We start from the raw sequence: 12,396 nt of genomic DNA on the forward strand, positions 1-12,396 counted from the left end.
CTGCGGGGTCCGGTGCGCCGGACCCCGCACGGCGTTCAGGCGCGCGGCACCCGGTAGCGCAGATGCGTGACCGTGGGCGAAGCGATCACCTCGGTCTGGTCGAGGGACAGCTCCCCCAGTCCCTCGAACAGGCGCTCACCCGCGCCGATCGCGACGGGCACGAGGTGCAGCAGCAACGCGTCGAGCAGTCCCGCCGCCAGGTACTGACGCACCGTCGCCGCGCCCCCGGCGATCTCCACGTCCCGGTCGCCGGCCGCGGCCCGCGCCCGTTCCAGGGCCGCCTGGATGCCGTCCGTCACGAAGTGGAACGTGGTGCCGCCGGCCATCTCCAGCGGTTTCCGTTCGTGGTGGGTGAGGACGAACACGGGTGCGTGGTAAGGCGGTTCGGGTCCCCACCAGCCCTTCCAGTCCTCGTCCCAGGGGCCTCGTCCCGGGCTGAACATGTTGCGCCCCATGATGTGGGCGCCGGTGTTCTCGTGCAGGGTGGACAGCAGCTTCGCGTCCTGTTCGCGTCCGGGCTCCCCGGTCTCGAACATCCAGGCCGTGAGCGCGTCGGCCCCGGTCCCGAAGGGGTGTTCGAGGCTCTGCTGCGGACCCGCGGTGAATCCGTCGAGCGATACGGCGAGGTTCGCGGTGACGATGCCCATGGTGTCGGTGCCTTCCGGGAGTTGCCTACGGTGTCGTCGGTGCGTGACGTAACCGTGGCACCCGCCGGATTCTTCCCCGCACCCGTCCACCCGGCCGTACCCGCCCGCACCGGGCGAACGGGGTCGTAGCGAGGGCCGTCAGCAGGCGTCGCGCATCAACTGCGCCAGGTCCCCGTCGAGATCGAGGTGCAGGTGTTCGCGTCCGCGGGCCACCAGACCGTCCGTCCGACGGAGGAACTTGCGCAGCTCACCGCTGAGCAGGTGCACGATGGCCGTGCCCTCGGGAGCGTGGAACTCCATCACCGTGCGGTCGTACCCGTACGGGCGCACCCGTACGTCGCCCTGCCCCACGGCTTCCTCCATCCCCGAGGCCAGCAGCTCCCGTGAGAACGTCCAGCACACGTCCACGCCCTCCAGCGTGGCGGGGGCGGGAAACGTCATCCGGACCGCGAACGGGTCGGCCTGTTCGTAGCGCAGCACGGCGGGGATGGTGGCCATGCGGGGCGCGGCGGCGACCAAGCGCGCTTCCACGGCTTGCTCGATGACCATGGACAATGCCTGCTCCCTCGTGGCGGCGGGGGCGGTCGACCGGCGGACGTGACCGGCCCCGCCGAAGACCCGGACACTCCTACAGACGGTCGAAGGGCCCGTTGCGTCTAGCCGGGGGCCCGTGACTTCGGTCACGGCCCGCCCGCTCCGCAGGCCGGGCTCGGGCGGGTTCAGTGCGGCGCCGGCTGACGGTACCCGGCGAGGGCGGGGGCGGTCCTGGTCGCGACGAACTCCGTGATCCGGTACGCACAGGTCCCGGCCGTCACGAACGGATCGGTCGCGGCCAGCGCCTCGATCGCCGCGCGGTCGTCGCCGACCGCGAGCAGCACCCCGCCGTCGCGCGGCTGCTTGCGGCCCGAGGCGATGATCACCCCGGAGGCGTACAGCGCGTCCAACCACGCGAGGTGCGCAGCCATCTCCGCGTCCACGGCCTCGACCGGCGCGGTGTAGGTCAGTTCCAGAACGAACATGACCGAAATCCTATCCCTTGACGACCCGGCGGACGGCGGGGGGAGGGGCCTCCCGGGGTTCGTCCGCGGCCGGACCCGTACGCTCGTGCCACCATGAACGCCGTACCGCTGCCCCGGCCCGCCGAGTTGCCCGCCGACTGGCCCACCACCCAGGAGCGGGCGCGCGCCGTCCAGGACGAGTTGCGCGCGCTGGTCGTGCGGGACGAGGCGGGCCCGGCGCCCGGCACCGGTCGGGCGACCGGGGTGGACGTGGCGTACGACGACACCCAGGACACCGTGGTCGCCGCGGCCGTGGTCCTCGACTGCGCGACCCTGGAGGTCGTGGCCGAGGCCACGGCGGTGGGAACGGTCTCCTTCCCCTACGTACCGGGGTTGTTGGCGTTCCGGGAGCTCCCCACCGTCCTCGCGGCACTGGCCGCCCTGCCCACCGACCCGGGTCTCGTGGTGTGCGACGGCTATGGTCTCGCGCACCCCCGCCGCTTCGGACTGGCGAGCCACCTCGGGGTGCTCACCGGACTCCCCACGATCGGCGTCGCCAAGAACCCGTTCACCTTCACCCACGAGGACCCGGACCGGCCCCGCGGCTCGTCCGCGCCGCTGCTCGCGGGCGCCGAACGGGTCGGGGCGGCCCTGCGGACCCAGCCCGGTGTCAAACCGGTGTACGTCTCCGTCGGCCACCGGGTGGACCTGCCGACGGCGCTCGCCCACACCTTGGCCCTGGCCCCGCGCTACCGCCTCCCGGAGACCACCCGCCGGGCCGACTCCCTCTGCCGCCGCGCCCTGGCCGCCCGCACCGCCGGATCGTGAGGCCGACGCAGGCTCAGCGGTCCTCCGGCCGACGCTGCGCCATCACCTCGGCGAGCACCCGGTCGATCCGCCGCGACCGGCGCAGCAACCCGGGCGCCCTGGTCCCGGCCAGCGCGACCAGGGTGAGCGGCACGGGCCGGCCGATCAGCACGGCCAGGGCGACGGTCCACGGGTCGATGCCGGCCAGCGCACAGGCCACCACCGCGACCCGCGGCGTCCACGGCAGCAGGGCGAGCGCGGCCAGCGCCCAGTGCCCGTGTGCGGCGATCAGATCGCCGAAACGGTCCAACTCCGCCTGTTCGGGGGCGAGTCCGCGTACGAGGTCCAGCAGCCAGGGGCCGGCGGACTGCACGGCGACGGCGGTCAGGAACGCCCCCAGCACGGACCCGGCGACGAAGGTGAGGACGAGCGCCGTCCGGCGCCGGGGATGGAGCGCGGCCAACCCCGCGAGCAGCAACTGGCCGGGTAGGAAAGGCAGTACGTAGTCTCCGAGCGGGAACGCGCCGACCGCGGGCAGGAACCACCGGCGGTGCGCGGCCCGGTCCAGCCGCGACAGCGCACGGCCCGTCCGGGTGCCCGGCGCCCGCGGGGCCACGGCCTCAGCCACGGCGCAGGGCCCGGTAGCCGAGGGACGGGGAGATCCGCATCAGCGCGGGCAGCAGCGCCGCCCCGCCGACGTAGACGTCCGACCGACCGCGGAGCACCCCCCGGATCACCGCCCGCGCCGCCTCGGCCGGGCTGATCTTGGCCCGGCCGCGGCCCGCCGTCATGTCCGTGTCGACGAGGGGGAGGACCGCGTCGACCACCTGGACGTGCGGTGCGCCGTCCTCGCACTGGTAGCGCAGGGCCCGGGTGAAGGTCCGCACCGCCGACTTGGCGGCGCAGTACGCGGGCGCCGAGGGTTTGGGCGCGATGGCCAGACCGCTGCTCACATTGACGATGGCCGCGGACGGCTGGCTCCGCAGATGGGGGAGCAGCCCCGTGGACAGGGTGATGACGGCGTCCAGGTTGACGGCGAGCTCCCGGCGCACGACCTGGCGCACGGTGCGGGGGTCCGCGGTGAGGAAGTCGGTGAGGTGCTGGACGCCCGCGTTGTTGAACACGGCCCGCAGTGCGGGGTGGCGGTCGGGCAAGTCGTCGGTGAGGGCGTCGACGGCCGCCGGATCGGACAGGTCCACGACCTCGACCGAGACGCGGTCGCCGTGCACGGCCACGAGGTCCGCGAGCCGGTCCGCATCGCGACCCACGGCCACCACGTGGGCACCGAGGTCGATCAGTTGCCGGGTCAGTTCCCGGCCGACGCCGCGGGCGCCGCCCGTGACGAGAACGGTGGTGCCGTGGAGCTTCATCGCTTCCTTCGTGTCGTCGGGGAGGCGGCCCGGGCGAAGCGCCCGAACGCCGCTCGGTAGGCCGCCGGGGTCATCGCGGTGCGGTGTTTGAACCGGCGGGTGAAGTGGGGTTGGTCCGCGTAACCGCACGCGAACCCGATGACGGACGTGGGGTGTTCGCCGTGGATGAGCAGGTCGGCGGCCGTTTCCGCGCGCACCGTGGCGAGCAGCCCGGTGAAGCCGCCGTCCCCGGCCAGCCGGCGTTGGAGCACCCGCGTCGAGCAGCCGAGCGCGGTCGCGAGTTCGGCGAGCGTCCAGCGGCGGGCGGGATCGGCGGCGAGCAGCGTACGGGTGCGGATGACCGGGTCCGACCCGGTGGTCTCCGCGCCCACGGGCGGGGCGGTGGCCGTGCCGGTCCAGTCGAACCGCCAGTGGGCGCTGTCACCGGCCGGTGGTTCCGCCGTGAACACCCCGCCGGTGAAAACGGTGTGCGCGTGCTCCTGTCCGACGGCGACCGTCAGGTCCTGGGCGCCGGTCATGGTCAGCAGCGCCGTGAGCACCCCGAGGACGACGGCGTCCTCGGCGGCGCCGGGCGGCGCCCCGGGCGGCCCCAGGTGCTCGACCGTCAGGTACCGCGGCCCGGACCGGCGCAGTGCCACGCGGTGCCGTGAGTGGGTGAACCGCTCCAGCCTGCACCACCGTTCGAGCAGGTCGAGCGGGGAGCCGGCGCGCAACAGTGCGGAGACGGCCGGATCGGACCTGACGGCCGAGAACTGCTGTCCCACCCGGAGCAGGGGCAACAGTCCGTGTGCGTGTTCCACCTCGGCGAGGAACCGGCGTTTGGCGGCCAGCGGCAGCAACGCCCCCTCACCCGCGGGGGCCACCGTCTCGATGCCCTCGGCGGCCAGGGCACGGCGCGCCATCGCCACCAGCTGCGCACTCGCGTAGTCCTCGTCCACAGCCACCTCCTGCCGTTCGGTACCTCCACGCTAAGCGCGGTCGGCGGCTCCGTCTTGAACGATCACGCCATGGTGGCGGGCGGTCGGGGCGGGTGCGGACGGTCGTGTCCTGATCGTCCCGCCCCGACGGCTGGCCCATCATGGAGGGGACGGGCGCCCGTCGAAGCGCTTGCCCGCTCGGCGTCTTGTGCGGTTACCGGCCGGTATCTAGCATCGCCGGAGTGCCCGCGCCGCGCTCCGGACGGCACGCACCGCAGCAGCACCACCCACCGAGGGGGTCCGATGACCGAGCCACCGTTGCCGGGCGGGGCGACCACGACCGACGGCCCCCTGACGGGCGTGCGCGTGTTGGAGCTGGCGGGCATCGGCCCCGGCCCCTTCGCCGCGATGCTCCTCGCCGACCTGGGCGCCGACGTCGTCCGGGTCGACCGCCCGGGCGGCCAAGAACTGTGGCCCGGCCCCGACCCCGCACACGACCTGACCCACCGCAACAAGCGCTCCGTGCGCGTCGACCTGAAGTCCCCGGGCGGCCGGGAGCGGGTCCTCGCGCTCGCCGCACGCGCCGACCTCCTCGTCGAGGGCTACCGCCCGGGGGTCGCCGAGCGCCTCGGCGTCGGCCCCGCGGACTGCCGCGCCCGCAACGCCCGGCTCGTCTACGGACGGATGACCGGCTGGGGCCAGCAGGGCCCGCTCGCCCCGCGCGCCGGCCACGACCTCACGTACCTCGCGGTGACCGGCGCCCTCGGCACGATCGGACGGCCCACCGACGCGCCCGCACCGCCCGCCAACCTCCTCGGCGACTACGCGGGCGGCTCGCTCTACCTGGTCGTCGGTCTGCTCGCCGCGCTGCACCACGCCCGCGCCACCGGCGTCGGTCAGGTCGTGGACGCCGCGATCGTCGACGGCGCCGCCCACCTCGCCACCCTGGTCCACGGGCTACTCGCCGCCGGACACTGGCAGGACCGGCGGGGCGCCAACCTGCTGGACGGCGGCTGCCCGTTCTACGGTTGCTACCGGACCTCGGACGGCGGTTACATGGCCGTCGGCGCCCTGGAACGACGGTTCTACGACGAGTTCACCGACCTGCTCGACCTCGGCCCGGCAGCCGCGCTGCGCGACGATCCGACCCACTGGGACGCCCTGCGCGCGGCCGTGACCGACCGCTTCCTGACCCGGAGCCGAGCGGAGTGGACCGAGGTGTTCGAGGGCTCCGACGCCTGCGTGGCACCCGTGCTCTCGCTGCACGAGGCCCCGGCGCACCCGCACCTCGTGGCCCGCGGCACCTTCGCCACCCGGGACGGGGTGCCGCAACCCGCGCCCGCCCCGCGGTTCTCCGCCACCCCGGGCGCCCTCCGCCGGAGCCCCGCCCGGCCCGGCGCCGACACCGCGGAGGTGGCCCGGGACTGGGACGTGCCCGACCTCGTGGCCACCCCGTCCGACCACCCGCCCGAGGGCCGGTGACCCGGTGCCGCGCGCACCGACGGGCCCGGGAACCGCCCGCCGCCCGCCCCGGTCGACCCCTCCGAAAGGTTCACCCGTGACCACCGAAGCATTCGTGTACGAAGCGATCCGCACCCCGCGCGGTCGCGGCAAGGCGAACGGCGCCCTGCACGGCACCAAGCCCATCGACCTCGTCGTCGGTCTGATCCACGAGCTGCGGGCCCGCTTCCCGGACCTCGACCCCGCGGCGATCGACGACATCGTCCTCGGCGTCGTCGGCCCCGTCGGCGACCAGGGCTCCGACATCGCCCGGATCTCCGCGATCGCCGCGGGCCTGCCCGACACCGTCGCCGGGGTCCAGGAGAACCGCTTCTGTGCCTCGGGCCTCGAAGCCGTCAACCTCGCCGCGATGAAGGTCCGTTCCGGCTGGGAGGACCTGGTCCTGGCGGGCGGGGTGGAGTCGATGTCCCGGGTGCCGATGGCCTCGGACGGCGGTGCCTGGTTCGCGGACCCGATGACCAACCTCGCCACCGGCTTCGTCCCGCAGGGCATCGGCGCCGACCTCATCGCCGCCATCGAGGGCTTCTCCCGCCGGGACGTCGACGCGTACGCGGCACTCTCCCAGGAACGGGCGGCGGCGGCCCGCGCGGCCGGCCGTTTCGACCGCTCGGTCGTCCCGGTGCGGGACCGTGCCGGACTCGTCGTCCTCGACCACGACGAACACCCCCGCCCCGGCACCACCGCCGACTCGCTGGCCGCCCTGAAGCCCTCGTTCGCGGACATCGGCGACCTCGGCGGATTCGACGCGGTGGCCCTCCAGAAGTACCACTGGGTCGAGCGGATCGACCACGTCCACCACGCGGGCAACTCCTCCGGGATCGTGGACGGCGCCGCCCTCGTCGCCATCGGCTCCCGGGAGGTGGGGGAGCGCTACGGGCTGCGCCCCCGGGCGCGGATCGTGTCCGCCGCGGTCTCCGGCTCCGAACCGACGATCATGCTCACCGGACCCGCGCCCGCCACCCACAAGGCCCTCGCCAAGGCCGGGCTCAGCCTCGACGACATCGACCTGGTGGAGATCAACGAGGCGTTCGCCGCGGTCGTGTTGCGGTTCGTCCGGGAGACGGGCCTCTCCCTCGACCGGGTCAACGTCAACGGCGGGGCCATCGCCCTGGGCCACCCCCTCGGCGCCACCGGAGCGATGATCCTCGGCACCCTGGTGGACGAACTCGAACGCCGGGAGCAGCGCTACGGGCTCGCCACGCTGTGCGTCGGCGGCGGCATGGGCATCGCCACCGTCGTCGAACGCGTCTGACCGCGCGCCGCCACCACCGCGCCGCCGTCACCGCCGAGCCCACCGCCCCCACCCGCCGCATCGGAGCAGCCCACCATGAGCGAGCCCACCACCCGACCGACCCCGTCGACCATCCGCTGGGAACAGGACCGCGCCGGGATCGTCACCCTCGTCCTCGACGACCCCGACCAGTCCGCCAACACCATGAACACGGCGTTCCAGACCTCCCTCACCACGGTCGCCGACCGGCTGGAGGCCGAACGCAGCAGCGTCCGCGGCGTCATCGTCACCTCCGCCAAGAAGACCTTCTTCGCGGGCGGCGACCTGCGCGAGCTGATCCGGGTCCGCCCCGAGGACGCCCGACGGGTGTGCGACGCGACCCGCCGCGTCAAGCGCGACCTGCGCCGCATCGAGACCCTGGGCGTCCCGGTCGTGGCCGCCCTGAACGGGGCAGCCCTGGGCGGCGGCTACGAGATCGCCCTCGCCTGCCACCACCGGATCGCCCTGGACGCCCCGGGATCGAAGATCGGCCTGCCCGAGGTCACCCTCGGCCTGCTGCCCGGTGGTGGCGGGGTGACCCGCGCCGTCCGCCTGTTGGGCATCGCGGACGCGCTCCTCAAGGTGCTGCTCCAAGGCACCCAGTACCACCCCCGGCGCGCCCGGGACGCCGGACTCGTCCACGAACTCGCGGACAGCCCCGCGGAACTCCTGGCGAAGGCCCGGGCGTTCATCGAGGCGAACCCGGAGAGTCGGCAGCCCTGGGACGTCCCCGGCTACCGCATCCCCGGCGGGACGCCGGCCCACCCCAAGTTCGCCGCGAACCTGCCCGCCTTCCCCGCCAACCTCCGCAAGCAGACGGCGGGCGCCCCCTACCCCGCGCCCCGGGCGATCCTCGCCGCGGCCGTCGAGGGCTCCCAGGTGGACTTCGCGACCGCCGAGACCATCGAGTCCCGTTACTTCACCGAACTGGTGACCGGGCAGACCGCCAAGAACATGATGCAGGCGTTCTTCTTCGACCTCCAGGCCGTCAACTCCGGCGCCAACCGGCCGCGGGGCGTCGAACCGCGCCGGGTCCGCAGGGTCGCCGTGCTCGGCGCGGGCATGATGGGCGCGGGCATCGCCTACGCATGTGCCCGCGCCGGCATCGACGTCGTCCTCAAGGACGTGTCCCTCCAGGCCGCGACCCGCGGGAAGGAACACTCCGCGAAGCGGTGCGCCAAGGCCGTCGCCCGGGGCCGCACCAGCCGGGCCGAGGCCGACGCCCTGCTCGCCCGGATCACTCCCGCCGCCGATCCCGAAGCGGTCGCCGGCTGCGACGCGGTCATCGAGGCCGTCTTCGAGGACCCGGCGCTGAAGCACCGGGTGTTCCAGGAGGTCCAGCACCTGCTGGCCCCGGACGCCCTGCTGTGCTCCAACACCTCGACCCTCCCCATCACCGACCTCGCCGAAGGCGTGGAACGTCCTGCCGACTTCATCGGTCTGCACTTCTTCTCCCCGGTCGAGAAGATGCCGCTGGTCGAGATCATCAGGGGCGGTCGGACCGGTGCGGAAGCCGTCGCCCGCGCCTTCGACCTGGTGCGGCAGATCCGCAAGACCCCGATCGTGGTGAACGACTCCCGCGGGTTCTTCACCTCCCGGGTGATCGGCCGGTTCCTCAACGAGGGCGTCGCGATGGTCGGCGAGGGCGTCGAGCCCGCCTCCGTCGAACAGGCCGCCGCCCAGGCCGGATACCCGGCGAAGGTGCTGTCCCTGATGGACGAACTCACCCTCACCCTGCCCCGGCGCATCCGCGACGAGTCCCGCAAGGCCGTGGAGGACGCCGGCGGCACCTGGACACCGCATCCCGCGGAAGCCGTCATCGACCGCATGGTCGAGGAGTTCGACCGCCCGGGCCGCAGCGGCGGCGCGGGCTTCTACGAGTACGCCGACGGCGAGCGCGGCCGGCTCTGGCCCGGGCTGCGCACCCACTTCACCCGGACCGCGGCCGAGGTGCCGTTCCGGGACCTCAAGGAGCGCCTGCTGTTCTCCGAGACCCTGGAGACGGTGCGCCTGCTGGACGAGGGCGTGCTCGTCTCCGTCGCGGACGCCAACATCGGCTCCCTGTTCGGCATCGGGTTCCCCGGCTGGACCGGGGGAGTGCTCCAGTACGCCAACGGGTACGAGGGCGGGCTGCCCGGCTTCGTGGCCCGGGCCAGGGACCTCGCGGACCGCTACGGGGACCGCTTCGCGCCGCCCGCCTCGTTGGTGGCCCGCGCCGACCGCGGCGAGCCGTTCCACGACCGCTGAGCAGCGGAGCCGGCACCGTGCCCACGCGCCGGTGCCGGACCGGGGTCGCGCGGCACACTGCGGCGCCACCACGGCTCACCGGTCCGCGACACCCCCGGCCGCTCGCGTACGCGACCCCCAACACCCGGGCCCCGCACGGCGCGTTCCCAAGGCCGCGGCTCAACTTCGAACGTGTGTCCCGGAATCACCGGACGCGCGGGGCCAAATGAGCTTCCCTGGCGATATCTTCCTCATACTGGACATATGTCACTCGATGTCCCACGTTCCCGTGTTCCCCAACCGCCCCCGCCCGGAGGCATCCTCTGGCAGGACACAGGTGACATCCGCACCTTGTTGACCCTCGGCCCGGCCTTCATCCTCCAGGTGAGCCACCCCGCGGTGGGCGCCGGCGTCGACGACCACTCCGTGTTCCGCACCGACCCCTGGGGGCGCGGCGTCCGGTCCATGCGGTCCGTCCTCCTGTGGGTGTACGGGGAGGAGCGCGCCGCCGAGGAGGGGCGCAGGTTGCGCCTGCTGCACCGCGGCATCCACGGCACGGACGCACAGGGCCGGCCGTACCACGCCCTCGCCGCCCGTACCTACGCCTGGGTGCACGCCACCGGCTTCCCGGTGGCCCGCTACGCCCACCCCTACCTCTGGGGCCGCCCCTACACCGAGCCCGAGGAGCGCCAGTACTTCGCCGAATGGCGCAGGGTCGGACAGCTCCTCGGCATCCACGAACGCGATCTGCCGGAATCCGTCGAGGAGTTCTGGCCGTACTACCGCGAGACACTCAAGGAGATCGAACTCACCAGGGTCGCGCGGGAGTTGCTGGACCCGCACCAACCCCTGCCCGTCCTCGACGTGGGCCCGCGCTCCTTGCAGGCACCGGTGCGCTGGACATGGCCCGTGGCGCGTCGGCTGTTCCTCCGGTTCCGCAGGTTCCTCTCGATCGGTCTGCTGCCGCCGGAGGCCCGCGACGCGCTCGGCCTCACCTGGACCTCCGCCCAGGAGCGGAGGCTGCGCCGGGTGTGCCGGATCATCAGCCTCGTCGTCACCCGACTCCCGCACCGACTCCGCTACTTCCCCGAGGCGCACCGGGCCCGCTCCCGGCACGGACTCGACTGACACCCTCCCGAGCCCCGTCGCTCCCGGCCCGGTGGCGCACCCACCGGGCCGGGAGCGGGCACGGCCGGGCGCCCACCACCGCCCGGGGCCTGAACCACACTCTTTTGCCCAGGAGTTCACCGCAGTACCGTCCGCGCATGCCGACTCCAGAGCGTCCCCCGGGTCACCCCCGCACCAGCCGTACCGGGGTCCCTTCCCCGCCCCGACCCCGCGCCCGCTCACGCGCCGTCCTCCTCGCCGCGGCCACCGCCCTGGCCGTCCCGCTGCTCTCCGCGCCCGCCCACGCGGACCCGCCCCCGCCGCCCCGCACCGGCTTCGAGGAGTCCCACGGCGCCCGATGGACCGGGGAGGCCGAGGAGCGGACGTTCCTGGCCGAGGTCGACCGGCGCTCCCCCCGGGTCTCGGTGTCCCGGATCGGGACGAGCACCCAACAGCGACCCCTGCCCCTCGTCCGGATCGGTGGACCCCGTCCCACGGGACACACCGTGCTCCTGGTGTGCAGCCAGCACGGCGACGAACCCGCCGGCCGGGAAGCCTGTCTGAGCACCGTCCGGGACCTCGCCCTCGCCCGCGACCACCGCACCCGCGCGTTCCTCGCCCGGACCACCCTCCTGGTCGTGCCCAACGCCAACCCGGACGGCCGCGCCGCCGACACCCGGGGCAACGCCCTCGGCATCGACGTCAACCGGGACCACCTCGCCCTGCGCACCCCCGAGGCCCGGGCCCTCGCCGCCGTGATCCGCGACCACCGCCCCGACGTCATCTACGACCTGCACGAGTACGGGGCCACCCCCCGGTACTACGACAAGGACCTGTTCGACCTGTGGCCCCGCAACCTCAACACCGCCGCGGCCGTCCACGCCGAAGCCCGGGAACTGTCCGCGCAGTACGTCCGCCCGGCCGCCGCCCGCGCCGGTCACTCCACCGGCACCTACGGGATCTGGACCGACCCGGACACGGGCGAGCCGATCCGGCAGGTCGCGGGCGACGGACAGGAACGCATCCTGCGCAACGCCTCCGGCGCCAAGCACTCCGTCGGCCTGCTCATCGAAAGCCGCGTCAACCCCCTCACCGACGCCGAGCGGGCCGATGCCGCGCTCAACAACCGCCGCAGGGTCTCCTCCCACCTCACCGCCCTCGACGGCCTGCGACGGTTCTCCGAACAGCGGCGCGGCCGGATCGAAGCCGCGACGACGGCGGCCCGCGCGGCCGGTCACCGCGACTGCGGCTTGATCTACTTCGGAGGCGCCGACAACGATCCCGCCGAACCCACCGAGATCCTGGACCGGCCGCCGTGCGGCTACCGGCTCACCGTCGCCCAGTACGTGGACGTGGGCGACGAACTGGCCCTGCACGGAGTCCGGCTGCACCGTACGGAGGACGGCGGTGCGTTCGTCCCGCTGCGCCAGTCCCTGCGCTCCCTCGTGCCCCTGTTGCTCGACGGCCGCGCCGCGTACGACCTCGTCGCCGCCGAACCGGTGGACACCTGCCCCGAGTCCTGACCGTCGGGGC

At 74.0% G+C, this 12,396-nt stretch carries 12 protein-coding genes; 6 read left to right on the plus strand and 6 right to left on the minus strand.

From position 1 onward, the window contains the following. Window positions 1-35: 35 nt before the first annotated feature. The 3 genes from ACFWIA_RS15395 to ACFWIA_RS15405 all read right to left on the minus strand — a co-directional run bounded on the left by ACFWIA_RS15395 (window position 36) and on the right by ACFWIA_RS15405 (window position 1,666). A complete protein-coding gene (locus ACFWIA_RS15395) occupies window positions 36-647 on the minus strand; it encodes a dihydrofolate reductase family protein (protein WP_387004491.1) in 612 nt (203 codons plus the stop codon). A 138-nt stretch (window positions 648-785) separates the two neighbouring features. Then, a complete protein-coding gene (locus ACFWIA_RS15400) occupies window positions 786-1,202 on the minus strand; it encodes an SsgA family sporulation/cell division regulator (RefSeq protein ID WP_387004494.1) in 417 nt (138 codons plus the stop codon). A gap of 164 nt (window positions 1,203-1,366) precedes the next feature. Further along, window positions 1,367-1,666: a YciI family protein gene (locus ACFWIA_RS15405; RefSeq protein ID WP_387004497.1), complete on the minus strand. Its 300-nt coding sequence runs from the start codon at window positions 1,664-1,666 to the stop codon at window positions 1,367-1,369. A gap of 93 nt (window positions 1,667-1,759) precedes the next feature. Here ACFWIA_RS15405 and ACFWIA_RS15410 point away from each other — a divergent pair, with 93 nt between their 5' ends. Then, a complete protein-coding gene (locus tag ACFWIA_RS15410; protein ID WP_387004500.1) occupies window positions 1,760-2,473 on the plus strand; it encodes an endonuclease V in 714 nt (237 codons plus the stop codon). Between the two features lie 13 nt (window positions 2,474-2,486). On the opposite strand, the gene ACFWIA_RS15415 is transcribed toward ACFWIA_RS15410, so the two are convergent. The 3 genes from ACFWIA_RS15415 to ACFWIA_RS15425 are packed head-to-tail and all read right to left on the minus strand — an operon-like array spanning window position 2,487 to window position 4,760. Continuing rightward, complete coding sequence (locus tag ACFWIA_RS15415) at window positions 2,487-3,080, minus strand: hypothetical protein (RefSeq protein WP_387004503.1); 594 nt, start codon at window positions 3,078-3,080, stop codon at window positions 2,487-2,489. Next, window positions 3,073-3,822 carry an SDR family oxidoreductase gene (locus ACFWIA_RS15420; RefSeq protein ID WP_387004506.1) on the minus strand — a complete coding sequence of 250 codons (750 nt, stop codon included), beginning with the start codon at window positions 3,820-3,822 and terminating at the stop codon, window positions 3,073-3,075. The genes ACFWIA_RS15415 and ACFWIA_RS15420 overlap by 8 nt, the downstream gene beginning before the upstream one ends. After that, window positions 3,819-4,760, minus strand: a complete 942-nt coding sequence (locus ACFWIA_RS15425) for a helix-turn-helix transcriptional regulator (RefSeq protein ID WP_387004509.1) — start codon at window positions 4,758-4,760, stop codon at window positions 3,819-3,821. The genes ACFWIA_RS15420 and ACFWIA_RS15425 overlap by 4 nt, the downstream gene beginning before the upstream one ends. Window positions 4,761-5,042: 282 nt before the next feature. On the opposite strand from ACFWIA_RS15425, the gene ACFWIA_RS15430 reads away from it, so the two are divergent. From ACFWIA_RS15430 to ACFWIA_RS15450, 5 genes are all read left to right on the plus strand, one after another. Beyond that, window positions 5,043-6,221, plus strand: a complete 1,179-nt coding sequence (locus ACFWIA_RS15430; RefSeq protein ID WP_387004512.1) for a CaiB/BaiF CoA transferase family protein — start codon at window positions 5,043-5,045, stop codon at window positions 6,219-6,221. A gap of 76 nt (window positions 6,222-6,297) precedes the next feature. Further along, window positions 6,298-7,512 carry an acetyl-CoA C-acetyltransferase gene (locus ACFWIA_RS15435; RefSeq protein ID WP_387004514.1) on the plus strand — a complete coding sequence of 405 codons (1,215 nt, stop codon included), beginning with the start codon at window positions 6,298-6,300 and terminating at the stop codon, window positions 7,510-7,512. Window positions 7,513-7,587: 75 nt separating this feature from the next. Then, window positions 7,588-9,777: a 3-hydroxyacyl-CoA dehydrogenase NAD-binding domain-containing protein gene (locus ACFWIA_RS15440; RefSeq protein ID WP_387004517.1), complete on the plus strand. Its 2,190-nt coding sequence runs from the start codon at window positions 7,588-7,590 to the stop codon at window positions 9,775-9,777. Window positions 9,778-10,020: 243 nt separating this feature from the next. Beyond that, window positions 10,021-10,884 (plus strand): oxygenase MpaB family protein, encoded by an 864-nt coding sequence (locus tag ACFWIA_RS15445; RefSeq protein ID WP_387004520.1) that lies wholly within the window; start codon window positions 10,021-10,023, stop codon window positions 10,882-10,884. A 137-nt stretch (window positions 10,885-11,021) separates the two neighbouring features. Next, complete coding sequence (locus ACFWIA_RS15450; protein ID WP_387004523.1) at window positions 11,022-12,386, plus strand: M14 family metallocarboxypeptidase; 1,365 nt, start codon at window positions 11,022-11,024, stop codon at window positions 12,384-12,386. The last annotated feature ends 10 nt before the right edge of the window (window positions 12,387-12,396 follow it).

Source organism: Streptomyces sp. NPDC127068 (genome assembly GCF_042724695.1).
In the GTDB taxonomy this organism is placed as follows: Bacteria; Actinomycetota; Actinomycetes; order Streptomycetales; family Streptomycetaceae; genus Streptomyces.